The organism is Sphingobacterium sp. HMA12, from assembly GCF_002933815.1.
GTDB lineage: Bacteria > Bacteroidota > Bacteroidia > Sphingobacteriales > Sphingobacteriaceae > Sphingobacterium.
Genome location: NZ_BEYR01000003.1, coordinates 1 through 17683, shown reverse-complemented (window position 1 = coordinate 17683; position 17683 = coordinate 1). Strand labels below are relative to the sequence as shown.

Here is a 17683-nt window from a genome sequence, read left to right as displayed (position 1 = left end):
TTTTCATGCTGCATCCCGGATTTTACGTTCAAAGGAGCAGTAAGCTTGCGCCAAAGTTTTTTTTAATTAAATTTTTGGCTATGTTTGGAAATATGACAACAGTACCTTTTCAACTTCTGGACCTTCAGGGACAAGGAACACATATTCTAGTTGATGTAACGCTATATGAACGCAGTTTTAAGATGGTAATCGACACGGGAGCATCCAAAACCGTATTTGACAAAACCCAAATGGGCCACCTTCTGGAAGATCAATTACTGTTGGAACCATCGGAAACCCTTTCAACAGGTCTCGGTACCAACTCCATGGAGAGTTTTACAATGGAAATCCCCAGCTTGTATATCGGTACATGGCGAATCAATAAATTGAAAACCGCGGTATTGGATTTAAGCTCCATCAATTACGCCTACGGGCAAATGGAGCTGGAACCGGTGATCGGTGTACTAGGCGGTGATATTTTTGCCGACTATGGTGCTGTCATTGATTACGCCAAGCAGACATTACGCTTACGTGACCGAAAAATTAAGAGTCACTAGAATTTAAAAAGCCTTTTATGGATATGCATCCGCAGATAGGTGTAATAGAGTATGGCTATTAATATTCCCAATCCGCCCATCAGGTATAAGGTTGTCCGGAGGCCATAGTAGCTTGCCAGGGAGCCAATCATCAATGTCCCTATCGGAAAAATCCCCTGAAAGGCCATCACATAATATGAAATCGCCCGTGCCCGGTAGATTGGTATGGCATGTGTCTGAATATAGGTGTTAATACTAGAATTCTGCATCATCATCGCAAAGGAAACCAGCATAACATAAACGAGTGCCATCTGCAACATGCTTGAATGCGCCAGGAAGAGTAAGGCCAGTCCCATCAGTGCCGCGGCCCCCATTACTTGATAACGCAGGTTAGTCCCTGACTTCAGGCGGGCCATATTAAATGCACCGATCATGGCACCTAGTCCAGCAGCACTTTCAAACCAGGAGAACGTACGTTCGTCTCCATGGAACATTTCTTTTGCTATGGCCGGCAAAAGCGAGGTATAAGGGATGACGATCAAACTGGAGAACGTCATAATAATAATCAGGGAAGAAATATGTGGTGAACGTTTGAGGTAGCGAAATCCCTCGACCAGTCCCTCCCAGTTGCTCCCTTTGCTGAGCTGTACCTTGGTCTCATCCACCTGCATCATCAACAAGGTAATAATGACGGGCACAAAACTGATAAAATTCAGGGCAAAACAGACCAGTTCGCCATAGGTACTCAATAAAATCCCCCCAATAGCAGGGCCCAGCATCCGTGCACCGTTAAAAATGGTCGAATTAAGCGCGATGGCGTTCGGCAGATCCTTGCGGTCGCCGACCAGATACATCATCAACGACTGCCGACCGAGCACATCAAACGAGTTGATGACCCCTTGTATGAGTCCTAGTACCGAGAGCCACAAGACGCTCTCCCATTTGAGGTAAACTACCAAGGTCAGTACACCAGCCTGTATCATCAGGCCGATCTGCGTCAATAACACCAATTTATATTTTTTGTGTTTATCGACGAAGCTTCCGATAAATGGGGACATTACCAACGAGGGCAATAAGGAAATAAACTGAACGAACCCCAACCAGAACACCGAGCCTGTCAGCTCATACACCAGCCAGCTGATCGCTATCCGCTGCATCCAAGTTCCCATTAGGGAAATTGCTTGTCCTATCACATGTAAACGGAAGTTTCTATAATGGAGAGACCTAAAAACCTGCATATTGAAAGATAATACTATAAAAGTATAACAAAAAAGAAAGAGAAGAGATTCTATTTTGCAAAAATAATGATGCAATTCATTGAAATCAATGTGTAATACTGGAATATAATCAATAACTTTGCACCTATTATTTTGAACGTTAAAATAATCAAATAATTATCATTCAACAACATACAAAATGAAATTTTTTATTGACACAGCGAACCTAGAGCAAATCAAGGAAGCCCAAGACTTAGGCGTATTAGATGGTGTAACGACCAATCCAAGCTTAATGGCTAAAGAAGGTATCAGCGGTGATGAGAACGTAATCAACCACTACAAAGCAATCTGTGCTATTGTTGACGGCGACGTGAGTGCTGAAGTTATTTCTACTACTTATGACGAAATGATCAAAGAGGGAGAAGCATTGGCAGCTCTTGACAGCAAGATCGTGGTCAAAGTTCCTATGATCAAAGATGGCGTGAAAGCAATTAAATATTTCAGCAAAAAAGGTATTAAAACAAACTGTACATTGGTATTCACTGCTGGTCAAGCTTTATTGGCAGCAAAAGCAGGTGCAACTTATGTTTCTCCTTTTATTGGCCGTTTGGATGATATCTCTACAGATGGACTGGCATTGATCGAAGATATCCGTTTGATCTATGATAACTACCAGTATCCAACACAGATCTTAGCCGCTTCTGTACGCCACAGCGCGCACATCCTGGGCTGTGCTAAAATCGGTGCAGATGTGATGACGGGTCCATTATCGGCAATTTTATCCCTATTGAAACACCCATTGACAGATAGCGGTTTAGCAACATTTTTAGCTGACCACGCGAAAGCTGCAGGCAAATAAAATAGACTATATTTCGGTATAGGTTTTAAACCGATAGGGGGAAGATGACAATAATCTTAACCTTATCGGTTTTCTTATGTGGATAAATTGCTTATTTTTGTAATTGATCTAAGGTTTAACAAAAGAGTCCATGGAACAATCCAATACAGCATATCCAGAAATCCTGAAACGGAATAGTTTAAAAGTTACCCAACCACGGTTAAGGGTACTTGAAATTATTTCAACGAAAGATTCGGCCATTTCCCAGCCTGAATTGGAGAAACTATTGGGCAAGGATATCGACCGTGTGACATTATACCGTGTACTGGCCAGTTTTGAGGAAAAAGGCATTATCCACAAGATCTTTGATTTACACGGAACCGCGACCTACGCCATGTGTTCCACCAACTGTTCCGAACATGACCATCACGACCAGCATGTACATTTTATCTGCCGGATATGCAATTCGGTCTATTGTCTGGATGAAATTACATTACCAAAAGTAGCTATCCCCGATGGGTTTAGCCTGGAAGCGATTGCCGTAAATGCACTCGGCGTATGCAATCATTGTAAAAAATAAATCATACCGTACAGTTCCAAAACAATTTCTCCCCTGATCTGTCTATAGTTTGGTAATCGGATTTTGCTCCGATTAGCTCGGCTATCGTACGGTTAAAATGCGGTTTTTTTTGTACCTTGTATCAACAATGTCGATCATACAGATGAGTGATCGAGCAGCTCTGCAAATGCCTTTGGAGGCTAAAACAAATGAGTAAACAATAACACGAATGAAGACAAGAAAAGAAAATCCCTATAAAGAGGTATTGACACAACTGATCATCGATATTTTCGAAAAGTCAGGAAACAAACCACTCAACTATAAGCAAGTTTCTTCCAAATTGAACCTGACGGACAACGATTCCAAAGTCGCTATTGCCGATATTTTACAGGAGAATGTGCGAAGCGGACTGTTTATAGAGGCAGAACGTGGAAAATTTAACCTGAAGCAGCTTAAAGTATATGTCACCGGAAGGGTGGACATGACAGCAGATGGTTCCGCCTATATTATTCCGGAAGATGAATTTGAGAACGACATCTATATTGCGCCGCGTAAACTAAGACAGGCCCTGCATGGGGATATTGTCAAGGTGCACACTTTTGAGAAAAGGAAAGGTGGCCGCAAAAAAGAAGGCGAAGTTGTCGAAATCTTACAACGGGCCAAAACGGACTTTACCGGAACGATCAGCATCTCAAATAATTTCGCTTTTTTTATCGCGGATGACCGCAAGATGCTCCATGATATCTTTATCCCCCTGGACAATCTAAACGGCGCCAAGGACAAGGAGAAAGTGGTGGTTTCGATCATTGACTGGCCAAGTGGCAGTAAAAACCCTGTAGGAACGGTCAAACATGTCCTTGGGGTCAAAGGCGAAAACAACACCGAGATGAATGCGATCCTGGCGGACTACGGTTTCCCATTGGAATTCCCGAAAAAGGTAGAAGAAGAGGCCAATAAAATCACGGAAAAAATCAGCAAGGAAGAAATCGCCAAGAGACGTGATTTCAGAGGGGTCACGACCTTCACGATTGACCCTGCAGATGCCAAAGATTTTGACGATGCCATATCTTTCCAAAAGCTGGAGAACGGCAATTACGAGATCGGCGTACATATCGCCGATGTATCCCATTTTGTGCTACCGGATACCGAACTGGACAAGGAGGCTTTTAACCGTGCGACATCAGTCTATCTGGTCGACCGTGTTATTCCGATGCTTCCGGAGCGCCTGTCCAATGGGGTCTGTTCATTACGCCCACATGAAGACAAACTTTGCTTTTCGGCGGTATTCGAAATGGATGAGAAAGCTACTATTCATGAGCAATGGTTCGGCCGTACGATTATCCATTCGGACAGACGGTTTAGCTATGAAGAAGCGCAGGAAGTCATCGAGACGAAATCCGGTGATTTCAGCCATGAGATCTTAAAATTAAATGAGCTTGCTTATATCCTCCGCGAGCGCAAGTTTAAAAATGGTGCGATTGCCTTTGAAAGTGAGGAGGTTAAATTCACCCTGGATGAGCATGGCAAACCTACGGGCGTATACACCAAAGTACGTAAAGATGCCCACAAGCTGATCGAAGATTTTATGTTGCTGGCCAACCGTAAAGTGGCCGAATATATCGGTAAGCAAGGTCGCGGTAAAAACAAATTAACGTTTGTATACCGTTACCACGATGTGCCTAATCCGGAAACTTTGACCACATTCTCGCAATTTGCCGCGCGCTTTGGCCATAAGCTGACCATTAAAACAGACAAGGAAACAGCGAAATCGCTTAATGCTATCATGACCAAGATCGAAGGCAGCAAGGAGCAAAATATGCTGACCTCTTTGGCGGTACGATCAATGGCCAAGGCTATCTATACAACGAAGAAAACAAGCCATTATGGATTGGCTTTTGACTATTACACCCACTTCACTTCCCCTATCCGTCGATATCCGGATGTGATGGTACACCGTCTTTTGCAGTTCTACCTGGATGGTGGTACAAAGGTCAATGCCGAGCATTATGAGAAAATGGCAGAGCACTCCTCGCAAATGGAGAAAAAGGCAGCTGAAGCGGAACGTGCTTCCATTAAATACAAACAAGCGGAATACCTACAAGATCAGATTGGCACCGAATACACTGGTATTGTCTCAGGTGTGACCGAATGGGGTATGTATGTGGAGATTGAAGAGAACAAGTGTGAGGGTATGGTGCGCTTGCGTGATATCACAGATGATTTCTATGTACTGGATGAGAAGAACTACGCCATTATCGGCCAGCGGAAGAAAAAGAAATTCCAATTGGGTGATGAGGTTCAAATCCGTGTAAAGAAAGTGGATCTGGATAAACGGCAGATAGATTTTACGTTGTTGAGTTAAAACATAAAAAGCCGCACCAAATATTTTGGTGCGGCTTTTTATGTTTTAACTCTATTGCTTTGCACCATCAAATTTAAAAGTTGTTTCACCTTCGGCTAATGGCTTAGCCAAATAACTAACTGTCTTGTTTTTAACCTCATACAAAAACATTGCTCCGGGCTCTGTAGCTGCTGATTGTATTGAATAATCTGCATTATTTGTTACGTTAAATTCCCGAGGAGGTAATTTCAATGAACTATCTTCCACCTCAACTTTAATACGGTTATCCCCCACTTTAGTTACTTTAATGGTCTTATTAAACTTCTCACCAACTCCTACGATATCCAAACTACCCTTATACGTACCTACAGCCGCATCAATACTCCCACCTGTTTGAATCGGCTCATCTTTATCCTTAGAACATCCCACAAACGCAAGAGTCACAAGCGCCAATACCATTGCATACATTAATTTAATTTTCATAACTTGAATACTTTAATTTGTTTTTACTGTTAATTATCTATCCGTGTTTGACAAACGTCCTGCCAAAAAGATGCATAAACACGCAAAAAGATAAAATATACTGGAAAACCAGTAGAAGAATAATTGCGTAAAAAAACATAGAAGAACTAGTAATCAATATGTAAGGATGCCATAGAGCAACAATATAAAACATTACTATTTTTGCACAGTTTGGGTTGACAACACTACTAATATTGTCCTTATTTGGCAACATCCTATTTAGCAAGGAAAAGCTATCGATTGTCGTCATACCGTATCCGGATTTTACAAGAGATGAATGAGAGCTGCGTAAGTATCAAATGAAATCTCCCGGGTGTTTATTCCATTTCGCCAAGTAAAACATGAATTCAGCGCCGTGTCGGATTGAGCCAAACCAGTGTCGAAGCTATTTTTCCATGTGGGGAAATGAAAATTCCACCTGACTAAATCATCCAGACCAAGGAAAAAACGGAACAGACAGGCGACTAAATCATTCCGGCGCCTGACAAAACCATATCGCCACAAGGGAAAATGACTTAGTCGTGTGTCGAAATGATTTCGACAGGAGAGTAAATGAAAGTTCCACCTGACTAAATCATCTAGCCCCAGGAGAATATACAGAAGAAGGAGCGCGAACTTGTCAAACCATGTGGGGAAATGCTTCCGCCTCAGGGAAAAGAGAACTTCTATTTGGAAAAAATAATCTAAATTTTATACACTAACTATTTAATATTCAAAACGGAATCAGTATCTTTGCGAACTTAAAATAATTTAGGTATCAAATTTATAAACAAAAACAGGTAAATGCCTACTATTCAACAATTAGTTAGAAAAGGTAGAGTAGCTCTGGTTGATAAGAGTAAGTCACCAGCGTTGGACTCATGTCCACAGCGAAGAGGTGTATGTACACGTGTATATACTACTACCCCTAAAAAACCAAACTCAGCAATGCGTAAAGTAGCTCGTGTACGTTTAACAAACGGTAAAGAGGTCAACGCTTACATCCCTGGAGAAGGTCACAACTTACAAGAGCACTCGATCGTATTGATCCGTGGTGGTCGTGTTAAGGATTTACCAGGTGTGCGTTACCACATCATCCGTGGTGCATTAGATACTTCAGGTGTAGCAGGTCGTAACCAACGTCGTTCTAAATACGGAACTAAGCGTCCTAAACCAGGACAAGCAGCTGCAGCTCCAGCAAAGGGTAAAAAGAAATAATTAAACGGAGGAAAGAAAAATGAGAAAATCAAAACCGAAAAAGAGAATCATTTTACCTGATCCAAAGTTTAACGACGTTCAGGTAACACGTTTCGTAAACAATATGATGGTAGATGGTAAAAAATCCATCGCTTATGATATTTTTTACGATGCAGTAGAATTAGTAGAACAAAAAACACAAGAAAGCGGTTTAGAAGCTTGGAAAAAAGCTTTGAACAACGTTATGCCTGCTGTTGAAGTTAAATCACGCCGTGTAGGTGGTGCTAACTTCCAAGTTCCTATGGAAGTTCGTCCAGAGCGTAAAATTGCTTTGGGTATGAAATGGTTAATTTCATACGCTCGTAAACGTGGTGAAAAAACAATGTTCGAAAAATTAGCAGGAGAAATCATTTCAGCTTCTAAAGGTGAAGGTGCTGCTGTTAAGAAGAAAGAAGATACGCACAAAATGGCGGAAGCTAACAAAGCGTTCTCACACTTCAGATTCTAATTTTGAAGACATTCAAAAAAATATGATTACACCGACCTCCGATAAACGAACACTCTTTTATCAAGGTCGGTGTACTTATTTAACATTACATTTAAACACATAAGGCCCGTAAGGCCAGCTGCTTAAAAATATTATGGCAAGAGATTTAAAATTCACTAGAAATATCGGTATCGCTGCACACATCGATGCTGGTAAAACTACAACAACTGAGCGTATACTTTATTACTCAGGTGTAAACCATAAAATTGGTGAGGTTCACGAAGGTGCTTCAACAATGGACTGGATGGAGCAAGAGGCTGAGCGTGGTATCACGATCACTTCTGCTGCAACAACTGTATTCTGGAACTACCGTAACAACAAATACCAAGTAAACGTTATCGATACACCTGGACACGTGGATTTCACGGTTGAGGTAAACCGTTCGTTACGTGTATTGGATGGATTGGTATTCTTGTTTTCAGCAGTTGATGGTGTTGAGCCTCAATCTGAAACAAACTGGCGCTTAGCTGATGGTTATAAAGTACCTCGTATCGGTTTCGTTAACAAAATGGACCGTTCGGGAGCTGACTTCTTGAAAGTTGTAAAACAAGTAAAAGATATGTTGGGTTCTGATGCTGTAGCGTTACAATTGCCTATCGGTGCTGAAGATACGTTCACAGGTGTAGTTGACTTGATCAACAACCGTGGTATCGTTTGGAATGAGCATGATAAAGGAATGACTTTTACTGAAGTTCCAATTCCTGAGGATATGTTGGACGAGGTTGCTGAATACCGTGAGAAATTATTAGAAGCAGTAGCTGGTTATGATGAGTCTTTGATGGAGAAATTCTTCGAAGATCCAGATTCATTGACTGAGCGTGAAATCTTAAATGCATTACGTGCGGCAGTATTGGACAACTCTATCGTTCCTATGGTTTGTGGTTCATCTTTCAAAAACAAAGGTGTTCAAACCATGTTGGATCTAGTAATGGAATTATTGCCTTCACCTCTTGATGTAGAGGCTGTAAAAGGTACTAATCCTGATACTGGTGAAGAAATTGAACGTAAACCATCTGTTAGCGAGCCTTTCGCAGCTTTGGGTTTCAAAATTGCGACTGACCCATTCGTAGGTCGTCTATGTTTCATCCGTGCTTACTCTGGTAAGTTAGATGCAGGTTCTTATGTATTGAACACACGTTCAGGTAACAAAGAACGTATCTCTCGTATCTTCCAAATGCACGCCAACAAACAAAACCCTATTCCTTTTATCGAAGCAGGTGATATCGGTGCGGTTGTAGGTTTCAAAGACATCAAAACTGGTGATACACTTTGTGACGAAAAAGCGCCTATCGTATTAGAGTCTATGACTTTCCCTGAGCCAGTAATTGGTTTAGCGATTGAGCCTAAAACTCAAGCTGACGTTGATAGATTAGGTATTGGTCTTGGTAAATTGGCTGAAGAAGATCCTACATTCGTTGTTAAATCTGACGAAGAAACTGGTCAAACAGTTATCTCTGGTATGGGTGAGCTTCACTTAGAGATCTTGATCGACCGTTTGAAACGTGAATTCAAAGTTGAGGTTAACCAAGGTGCTCCTCAAGTAGCATACAAAGAGTCGATCAATGGTACTACTGAGCACCGCGAGGTATACAAAAAACAATCAGGTGGTCGTGGTAAATTCGCGGATATCAAAGTTGTTATCTCTCCTATCGATGCAGATTACGATACAACAAAATCAGCACTTCAATTCGTAAACGAAATTGTGGGTGGTGCGATTCCTAAAGAATATATCCCATCCGTTCAAAAAGGATTTGAAGCTTCATTAAGCAATGGTATTTTAGCTGGTTACCCTCTTTCTGGCATGAAAGTTCGTTTGATTGATGGTTCATTCCACGCAGTCGATTCAGATTCATTATCATTCGAATTGGCAGCTAAAATGGCTTACCGTGAGGCATTACCTAAATGTTCTCCAGTATTGATGGAGCCAATCATGAAAGTTGAAGTATTGACTCCAGAAGAAAACATGGGTGATGTAATGGGTGACTTGAACCGTCGTCGTGGTCAAATGCAAGGTTTGGATTCACGTAACGGTGCACAGGTAATCAAAGCATTGGTTCCACTTTCTGAAATGTTCGGTTACGTAACACAATTACGTACAATCACTTCAGGTCGTGCAACATCTACAATGGAATTTGATCACTACTCAGAAGCTCCACGTAACGTTGCTGAAGAAGTAATCGCAAAATCAAAAGGCAGAATCAAAGGTTCTGTGGAATAATATAAAACAACGATAATGGAACAAAGATAAAGGACGCTAGTCTTTTCTCTTTGTTCTTTAATCAAAAAATACACACCGATTGCTAGTTGTGAATAGCTCTAATTAGCAATCATTTTAAATAAATAAAAATGAGCCAAAGAATCAGAATTAAATTGAAATCTTACGATTACAATTTGGTTGATAAGTCAGCTGAGAAAATCGTAAAAACAGTAAAACCTACAGGTGCAGTTGTTAGTGGTCCTATTCCATTGCCTACTGAGAAAAAAATCTATACGGTATTACGTTCACCACACGTTAACAAAAAAGCACGTGAGCAATTCCAATTGTGTGCTTACAAAAGATTGTTGGATATCTATTCATCAAACGCTAAAACTGTTGACGCATTGATGAAACTTGAATTGCCTTCAGGTGTTGAAGTAGAAATCAAAGTGTGATAGATTTCAGTCACTGAAATAAAAAGGGCTTTTCTTACGAAAGGCCCTTTTTTATTTTTATATTTTTTTACTTAGAATTGGTAACCAACTCCTACTGAAAATACGCGGTTTTTTAGACTACCTTCGCCATTAGTTTCCTTAGCAATATTTGTTAATCCTAGACCATAACCACCATTAATCAAGAAACCATTGGTGAACTTAAAGCCTGCCAAAACATTTAACCCTGCGTCAAAGGTTTTGTAGCCGAAATCACCAAAGCTTCCACTTTCTTTCCCGTCTATATCAAAAAAATCATCTTCAAAAGATCCCGAGATATTATCAGCTTTAACTTTAGCATGAATTCCAAATCCAGCATATGGGCCGGCCCCAAAAAAGACATTTCCAGAATTTCCTGTTGGGATAGAATATACAAAATTGACTGGTATTTCAATGTACATCAAATCTTGCTTTACACTACCCGACACTCCACTTATACCAGCAAGTTCCGCCATTTTTGTCAATGAAATTTTACTTCCTTTCCCTTGTAATGAAATTCCGGGTTGAATACTAAAACTATTTGCCAGTGGGATGTCAGCATAACCTGCCACATAAAATGATGTTGCAGCATCAGAAGTATAAGAAAAACCCTGTGCGGATTCTTTCATTTTAGCAAAGTTAGCACCAGCTTTAATACCATAAGAAGTTTGTGCTTTTGCTCCAGCAATAAAACATAATGCTGCTGCAATTGAGAGTAATTTTCTTTTCATTAAAAACAAATTAAATATAGAGCTAAAATAAGATATAATATCCCGAAACACAACAAGAAAATTAAGCAAAATAATTTTCGTAAATGATTCGCTATAGATTATTCTATCCGCCTGTAATTTAGACTCAACACCTATTCAAAGACTTAATCAAAAATTTTCACATAGTAGAAGCTGCGAGTGTTAACCAAAACCATCTACTGATTCTACTCAATCAAATAATTCCAGTTTCCTAATACATCCGGTATCTTCCAAGACTCCGCCTTAGTTTTGTAGATGCTAAAGTGTTCTTTATCCCATTTGGTAATATGGTATCCTTTACAAAACTTACAATAATAAGCCCTTTTGCAGGCATCTTTTCCCATCCGATGTTTGATACGTCTGCCGTCTAATTTGTTTCTCACCCGTGATTTGAACTTAAAATGAAGCATTGCCCATTGGGCTTCAATTAAAGAAGGAAATCCAACTTTACCAGTAGCACGGCATTTCCAGGTATTATCCTTTGCTTTTTCCATAATCTATCTTTTAAAGTTTATCTCTTATTGTATCTTTCCTTTTCTATTGGTACCTGCAACATGATCCATTCTTTGATATGCTTAACAATCTTATCAGACACCTCAAAATTATAACGCCCTTCAAACGGAAGCTTGAGCACAATACGTAACCTGCCACGCTTCAGTTGATGACAAGACTGGATCATACCAAACGGTATCGCCTTATCCCGATCTATCTTTTGTACGAATCCTTTTGTACTATTTACGACTTCCTTTAGGCTACGTTGTTCACCACAAGTAAGATTGTCGTGCATCGCAGTTTTTAAATAAAGGCTGACGATACTATTTTTAAAAGTAAAAATTCCTAAATCTTTATACAGAATCTTCTGGGACAAGATTTTATTATTGAGCAAGAATACTTCCTGCTCCGGATCCATGGATTTGACCAGAACTAAATCTATTTCATCCATGGAATCAGGATCTCTATCTCCCGTCTCAGCTTCCAGGATTTCCCTCACCTCTTCCAGATCCGGAGATAACAGATCAATTTGTTCCTCAAGATCTGTTATCTTTAATTGCTGCTGATGGTTTACTTCGTTCAATTCAACAAGTAGCTTTTTTTGGCTTTGATAATTGGCGAGATAAAAATACACTGTATAGCACATATTCAAGACCAGAACCCCACTAAATATGACCATTAGAGGAAATAAAAGCCATTCATCCTTAGCCATTGAATCTGGACCGATAATCCAGAACAAAAACAGTGTGGGCAATACACAACAAAAAAACAGTTGTGTACCGATGCGTTTCTCCGGATCGGTCAACCAATTTTGCCTTTTGTCCAGTAACACTATAACCAAACGTATATAGAGAAAAGTGATAGCCACCATCAGCACAAAAAATAGATAGCTAGAGATGATTGACCAGTTTGCAAGCCGATCAGCTAAAGCCCCCTGATAACCCAAATACCAGCAAACACCGCCAAAGACGAAAGACGCGATCAATAGCCAGATTACATCCGGGTAATTTACAGTCAAATCTTTACTATCTTGATATTTGTCCTGACCGATACTTTTCATATACTCCAATACTATTTTATCAAAGCTCTATCCAAACATACATGCGCATCCAGTTTGCTTGCTCTTTCTCATTCGGGTAGAGTTTACCTTATTATAAATTACTTTTCAACATACCAAGGTCCCTTCAAGCATATATGGCTAGATATTGCTTAAGGACTTTTATTAAAAATTTCCCTATACGAAGAAATGTTTACTATATAAATTTAGCCATTTATATTTTAAACAATATTCCCAGTTCAAAAATCGGCTTTTTCATTCCGCCCTCTAACCTAAATAATTACTCTGTTGGATGAAAATTTTCAACCTTTATTGTTTAAAATGCACCTTTCGTTGTAAAGAAATCAGCCTTCGTTGTAAAAAACAGGTCTTCGTTGAAATTAAGGCGGTATTCAGCAAAAATTTCCTGTCGTTATCGGTATTTTTGAAAAGTAATAGTTCACTGATTATAAACCCATAGATCATGAGAACAACAAAAACAGTCCTCCCATTTAGCCGCAATTATATATTTATTACGATTGCTGTATTGATTACCTTATACGGGCTTTTTTGGGCGCGGACACATGACCAACGTGTATATAGCATTGGTGTACTGGTCGTGCTTATCCCCTTTTTAGAGATCCGAAACCAAGAGCGCGTGATGCAGCTCTTCTTTATCTTTTTTGCCTGTATCCAGCTTAGCAGCATAGCATTATTTGATCGCCTCCCCTATCAGCTATTGATCAGTTCCCAGCCATTTTGGACAGCTGTAAAAAAAGGCATACCAATAGCCTTCATCGTCTGTGTGTTAGCACATCTATTTTCTTGGAGAAAGATAAACCTTTTCAAACTTTATGGGATCCAATTCCCGATTATGATCCTTGCCTGTATCTGGTATATACGTATGCTGCTGATTATGGCCAATTGTCAGCATATCCCAAATGCGAAAGCTGTACGCATACCTGCCATTGTCATCCAAAAATGTCCTCCTTGTTGTGACATCCATGAATTATGGTTTTCGTTCAAGCATGAAGGGCAAGAGCAAACAGCAGCCATAAACGTCAATCCACGGTTACATGAGCAGACCAATGAGGGAGACACACTCCTGCTGCAAATGCATCCCGGAGTCTATGGCTGGCCCTGGTACCACAAAGATATAAAAAGGAGGTACAGATGATCGTAAGTTTACAGCCCCTGACTTTGCTTATCGAAGCTTTGGATCACTTGGAAAGCAAGGGAGCACAGGCACATTTACACGAGATTTCAGTGGCCTGCTCCGATAATTTTGCGCTGTCATTACAGGCCTTCCGGCAGATCAGTAATGTCGACTCCGCCAGCCAGGCTGTGCGTCTATACCATACCCAATTACTTCGTCTACACCAAAAACTCGATAGCTTCTGTAGGGATAACAATATCGAAGACCGTACGGCGTTAGTAGCGCTGGAAGACTTGCTCGAACGTATTGAATTTTTATTTAAAAGAGACATCGATCCTGCTACATTCTTACCAAGCCATTACCGCAAAAGGATGTATGCATATGTCTACATCAATATTCCCTATATCCTCGATAGTCTTGCCCAAAAAGACATACCACAAGTTTATCTTGGTGAAATTCTTTCAGCCATGGACAGTCTATTTGAAAATGGCAAGATCCCTTATATTCAATACCGACATCAAGATTATCTGATCCAATTGGTCGAATCGCTACGGCAGTTGGCGCAAGACAAGCGCCAAGGTAAGAACTGGCATTACCGGTTTTTAGTAGTGATGGTCAATTTCAATTTTAACCACATGGGATTCTTTAACCGCTGGAAAGAGCTGTACATTTCAGATCCCTCATTTATGGATGCGCTATTACGCTTTCCAAAACATTTCTCCTGCATTCCCAACTTTGCGTATGATAGCAATCGAAGGAGTTTGCTTGAGTTGATGTGCGAGTACATTCAGGCCGAAAATACGCAACCGCATTCAACATTGCATGATCATTCACAACGATTTATCCATAGCAATTTCAATGGCAAGGAGCTCAAGATCTGGATGCACATCGCTGTCAAGGCTAATATCATGCGCTCGTCTGAGAAAAAAGAAGTTGCCGAGGAGTTTTCCAAACTCATCAAAACGAGGGAGGGCACCTTACTTTCTGCCCATAGCCTGACAAGGATGGACAAAAGTGCTGAATTTCATGCAGCTGTACGTATCCGTAGAGTATTAAACACCATGCTTGCCGAGCTGAATGAACAATTTCCCGAATTAAATAAATAAAATACACAGAATTAAAAAAACTAGGGGTATGTTAGCGTTACACCCCCTCAACACATTCGTTCTATCTATCAAATACAGCCATTACAATCCCAAAACCGACGGTTTTACCAAGAAGCCACACCTAACCTTTTTGCCACAATATTACCCCTTCACTACATCCCACTCTTTGTTTAAACCAAATAGAGGCGGGTAAACTCTCCGAATTAGTCATTTCGTTACACCTACGCTCGCCTATTTTCCGTGGTACCTTTGATTTAAGGCGTACGAGAAAGTAGAAGCTGGCGCTCAGGCAGGCCGCTGTACCTAATGGAGGGGCAGGTACGGCGCCCTGTTTTTAAAGAAGCATAGAAATAATAAAAGCCCATTCAAAAATAATTAACACGGCAATACAAATAATTAAGCCCGGGATATAAATAGTTAGGAGAGAAATACAAATAATTAGTATGAGCAAAGCATAAACAATAAAGGAGCTAAACTAAATAGTTAGCCTAAACTAAGCATAAATAATAAAACCCTAACAGGAAATAATAAAACAGCGGAAAGAAATAATAAATACCACAGTACAAATAATTAAAGCTATGGAAGCGAATAAAACAAGCAGCATCATATATATGATCCTTCGGTCGGTAATGATCCTTTTTTGGATCTATGCAGGTATGGACAAGATCTGGCAGCTGAGCGCGTTTCGGATCGCCCTCGAGCAGCAGCCAGTAATCAGTTATCTGGCTCCAATACTCTTTTGGTTACTTCCGCTTATGGAAATCGCGGTAGGGATATTGCTAGCCATACCATCAGTCGGACTGCGTGTGTGGGGATGGAGAGCCTCCACCCTATTGATCATCGTTTTTACGATCTATATTGGATTAGGCTTATTCAATGTTTATGCACAGAAACCCTGTATGTGCACAAGCTTTCCGAGCCGTATTTCCTGGACTGCGCATCTATTGATAAATATCGTGATTCTTGGGCTTTCTATCGCGGGATTAATGTTGCATCCCAAAGTTGCCAAATATAGTGAGCGAGTAATGACAGGTAAAAAGAGCATAGCATTATTTCTGATTGCCTTTATAGCAATCGGCGCCATCAGCTATCGGGATATCCGCGGTACAAAATCAAAAGATATGTGGTATACGCCAGACAGTCTCTATTATGATCCAGCACATAACGCCGTCAGTAGGCCTATAGTAGGCAGCCTGGCATTCAGATACGATCGGTACACAGAACCGTACCGACAACAATTATTTACCAAAAGTTTGCAGGCCAGTATTTTTACCAACCAATCGCTGGCTTGCAGTACAGAAAGGAGGGTAGCTACATGCTAACCAAATTTTTAAACAATTATGGCTACATGATATTAGGAGGAGCCATGATTATCGGATTCTCAGCATTTAAAGGTGCTGAGGCTTATACAGGAAAAAGTTTAGCTCCTGTAACACTTTATTTTCACGGAAGCACCAGTTCTTCGTCAGATGTGCAAAATCAATCACTTTGGACTGAAGAAACAAATGATGAGGACTGCGGGTCTGGAAATAATGCAGCCTGTGCCATGGAAGCCGACGCTTCCGATCTTACGGGTACCCCCGGTTCTCGTTCTTTAAATCCAAGCAGGATTACCTTGAATGCGAACGCGGTTGGTTCGCAATTCATTCCGTCGAAAAATACGGCGGCAAGTGACCCTAGCAGCCAACCTATATCGCCAATCAATAAGCTATAGGCTTGGAAATGCAGTCTAAAAATAAATCTACTGCAAGAATGCCCCGGGGATCACTTCCGGGGCATTCGATTAAATTTTACAAGGGATTTTGTTCCATTCCTGTCAGAAGAATAATATCATTAGGCAAAGGTAAAGCATACCGATTGGAATTAGGCTCCAACTCATACTTCGTCCCATTTATATATCGCAGCAACTTAAGATTTTCGCCATCATATTTATTATAGCGTTTGATATCCATCCATCGCAGCCCGCGCATCAGTAACTCTTTCCGCCTTTCTTTCTTTATCAACCTGAGCGCATCCTCCTGGTTAAGTCCGACGTATGAAGTGAATTCTTCCTTTTTTATTCGTTTCATCAGTAAGGTATTGAGATCATCCAAACCACGATCGACATTTCCCAGTCGGATATTAGTTTCCGCCCGTATTAAAAATAGCTCATCGACGGCTATTCCGCCGAATAGGTTGAAAGCGGAAGTATAATTGCCCTTAAAACTATGGAATCCATTTCTAGCTTTAAAGAACAGTGCTTTGCGAATATCATTATCCCCATAGCTGGCGTACAGCGTGGTATCCACCAGACCATAACTGGGATGTAGATTAGGGTAGGATGTTGTCAGCTGAGCATAAAAAACGGTTTCCTTGTTTAAACGAGTTAAAGGATAAGGTTTTAACAGATCTGTGGAAGAAAAATCGTTGTAATCTATTAAGTCATTCTTAATTGCTAAGGCTTTATCTACGTAGTAGAACGCACTATCATACTTTCCAATAGAGAGATAGGCTCTACTCAATGCTCCGTAGCAGGCTATTTTTGAAGGACGCATAGGTGATTCAGCGAGATCAGGCAGTATTCCTGCCGCTGTTACTAAATCCCCGATGATCTGGCGATAACAGGCTGATACCGTACTGCGTTTCGAAGGTACCGACTGGTCTGAAGTCTGCCGCAACACAATTCCTAGATCAGTGTCGGAGGTCTGTGGATCCCAGGACTTGGCAAATATCCACATTCCCTGCAAATACTGATAAGCACGAAAAAAGAGTGCAGCTCCTTT

Annotated in this window: 18 protein-coding genes; 12 read left to right on the top strand and 6 right to left on the bottom strand. The window is 40.7% G+C overall.

The window, feature by feature from the left end:
- Positions 1-80 precede the first annotated feature (80 nt).
- The gene (locus tag HMAT_RS16985; RefSeq protein ID WP_233789409.1) at positions 81-536 is read left to right on the top strand and encodes an aspartyl protease family protein; all 456 of its coding nucleotides are present in this window, start codon (positions 81-83) and stop codon (positions 534-536) included.
- Here HMAT_RS16985 and HMAT_RS16980 read toward each other — a convergent pair.
- Positions 533-1753 carry an MFS transporter gene (locus tag HMAT_RS16980; protein ID WP_104384064.1) on the bottom strand — a complete coding sequence of 407 codons (1221 nt, stop codon included), beginning with the start codon at positions 1751-1753 and terminating at the stop codon, positions 533-535. The genes HMAT_RS16985 and HMAT_RS16980 overlap by 4 nt on opposite strands.
- A 178-nt stretch (positions 1754-1931) precedes the next feature.
- Between HMAT_RS16980 and fsa the strand changes: the two genes are divergently transcribed.
- The 3 genes from fsa (at position 1932) to rnr (ending at position 5491) form a co-directional block, all read left to right on the top strand.
- Positions 1932-2591: a fructose-6-phosphate aldolase gene (fsa, locus tag HMAT_RS16975; RefSeq protein WP_104384063.1), complete on the top strand. Its 660-nt coding sequence runs from the start codon at positions 1932-1934 to the stop codon at positions 2589-2591.
- Between the two features lie 130 nt (positions 2592-2721).
- On the top strand, positions 2722-3150 hold the full coding sequence (locus HMAT_RS16970) for a Fur family transcriptional regulator (RefSeq protein ID WP_104384062.1): 429 nt from the start codon (positions 2722-2724) through the stop codon (positions 3148-3150).
- A 208-nt stretch (positions 3151-3358) separates the two neighbouring features.
- Positions 3359-5491 (top strand): ribonuclease R, encoded by a 2133-nt coding sequence (rnr, locus tag HMAT_RS16965; RefSeq protein ID WP_104384061.1) that lies wholly within the window; start codon positions 3359-3361, stop codon positions 5489-5491.
- A gap of 51 nt (positions 5492-5542) precedes the next feature.
- On the opposite strand, the gene HMAT_RS16960 is transcribed toward rnr, so the two are convergent.
- Positions 5543-5953 (bottom strand): hypothetical protein, encoded by a 411-nt coding sequence (locus HMAT_RS16960; RefSeq protein WP_104384060.1) that lies wholly within the window; start codon positions 5951-5953, stop codon positions 5543-5545.
- An 822-nt stretch (positions 5954-6775) separates the two neighbouring features.
- Between HMAT_RS16960 and rpsL the strand changes: the two genes are divergently transcribed.
- From rpsL to rpsJ, 4 genes are all read left to right on the top strand, one after another.
- Complete coding sequence (rpsL, locus tag HMAT_RS16955) at positions 6776-7189, top strand: 30S ribosomal protein S12 (protein WP_002993550.1); 414 nt, start codon at positions 6776-6778, stop codon at positions 7187-7189.
- A 19-nt stretch (positions 7190-7208) separates the two neighbouring features.
- Positions 7209-7676 carry a 30S ribosomal protein S7 gene (gene rpsG / locus HMAT_RS16950; RefSeq protein WP_077437603.1) on the top strand — a complete coding sequence of 156 codons (468 nt, stop codon included), beginning with the start codon at positions 7209-7211 and terminating at the stop codon, positions 7674-7676.
- Between the two features lie 133 nt (positions 7677-7809).
- The gene (gene fusA / locus HMAT_RS16945; protein ID WP_104384059.1) at positions 7810-9933 is read left to right on the top strand and encodes an elongation factor G; all 2124 of its coding nucleotides are present in this window, start codon (positions 7810-7812) and stop codon (positions 9931-9933) included.
- Between the two features lie 128 nt (positions 9934-10061).
- Positions 10062-10367, top strand: a complete 306-nt coding sequence (rpsJ, locus tag HMAT_RS16940) for a 30S ribosomal protein S10 (RefSeq protein WP_028070501.1) — start codon at positions 10062-10064, stop codon at positions 10365-10367.
- A gap of 71 nt (positions 10368-10438) precedes the next feature.
- On the opposite strand, the gene HMAT_RS16935 is transcribed toward rpsJ, so the two are convergent.
- From HMAT_RS16935 to HMAT_RS16925, 3 genes are all read right to left on the bottom strand, one after another.
- On the bottom strand, positions 10439-11113 hold the full coding sequence (locus HMAT_RS16935) for a porin family protein (RefSeq protein WP_104384058.1): 675 nt from the start codon (positions 11111-11113) through the stop codon (positions 10439-10441).
- A 203-nt stretch (positions 11114-11316) separates the two neighbouring features.
- On the bottom strand, positions 11317-11625 hold the full coding sequence (locus tag HMAT_RS16930; RefSeq protein ID WP_104384057.1) for a hypothetical protein: 309 nt from the start codon (positions 11623-11625) through the stop codon (positions 11317-11319).
- 17 nt (positions 11626-11642) lie between these two features.
- Positions 11643-12683, bottom strand: a complete 1041-nt coding sequence (locus HMAT_RS16925; RefSeq protein WP_104384056.1) for a hypothetical protein — start codon at positions 12681-12683, stop codon at positions 11643-11645.
- A gap of 460 nt (positions 12684-13143) precedes the next feature.
- On the opposite strand from HMAT_RS16925, the gene HMAT_RS16920 reads away from it, so the two are divergent.
- From HMAT_RS16920 to HMAT_RS16905, 4 genes are all read left to right on the top strand, one after another.
- A complete protein-coding gene (locus tag HMAT_RS16920) occupies positions 13144-13836 on the top strand; it encodes a hypothetical protein (RefSeq protein ID WP_104384055.1) in 693 nt (230 codons plus the stop codon).
- On the top strand, positions 13833-14921 hold the full coding sequence (locus HMAT_RS16915) for a hypothetical protein (RefSeq protein ID WP_104384054.1): 1089 nt from the start codon (positions 13833-13835) through the stop codon (positions 14919-14921). Before HMAT_RS16920 ends, HMAT_RS16915 begins: the two co-directional genes overlap by 4 nt.
- Before the next feature lie 578 nt (positions 14922-15499).
- Positions 15500-16243, top strand: a complete 744-nt coding sequence (locus tag HMAT_RS16910; RefSeq protein ID WP_104384053.1) for a MauE/DoxX family redox-associated membrane protein — start codon at positions 15500-15502, stop codon at positions 16241-16243.
- Between the two features lie 26 nt (positions 16244-16269).
- Positions 16270-16635 carry a hypothetical protein gene (locus tag HMAT_RS16905; protein ID WP_158655972.1) on the top strand — a complete coding sequence of 122 codons (366 nt, stop codon included), beginning with the start codon at positions 16270-16272 and terminating at the stop codon, positions 16633-16635.
- A gap of 76 nt (positions 16636-16711) precedes the next feature.
- On the opposite strand, the gene HMAT_RS16900 is transcribed toward HMAT_RS16905, so the two are convergent.
- On the bottom strand, positions 16712-17683 hold a 972-nt coding region (locus HMAT_RS16900; RefSeq protein ID WP_104384051.1), incomplete at its 5' end, for a RagB/SusD family nutrient uptake outer membrane protein.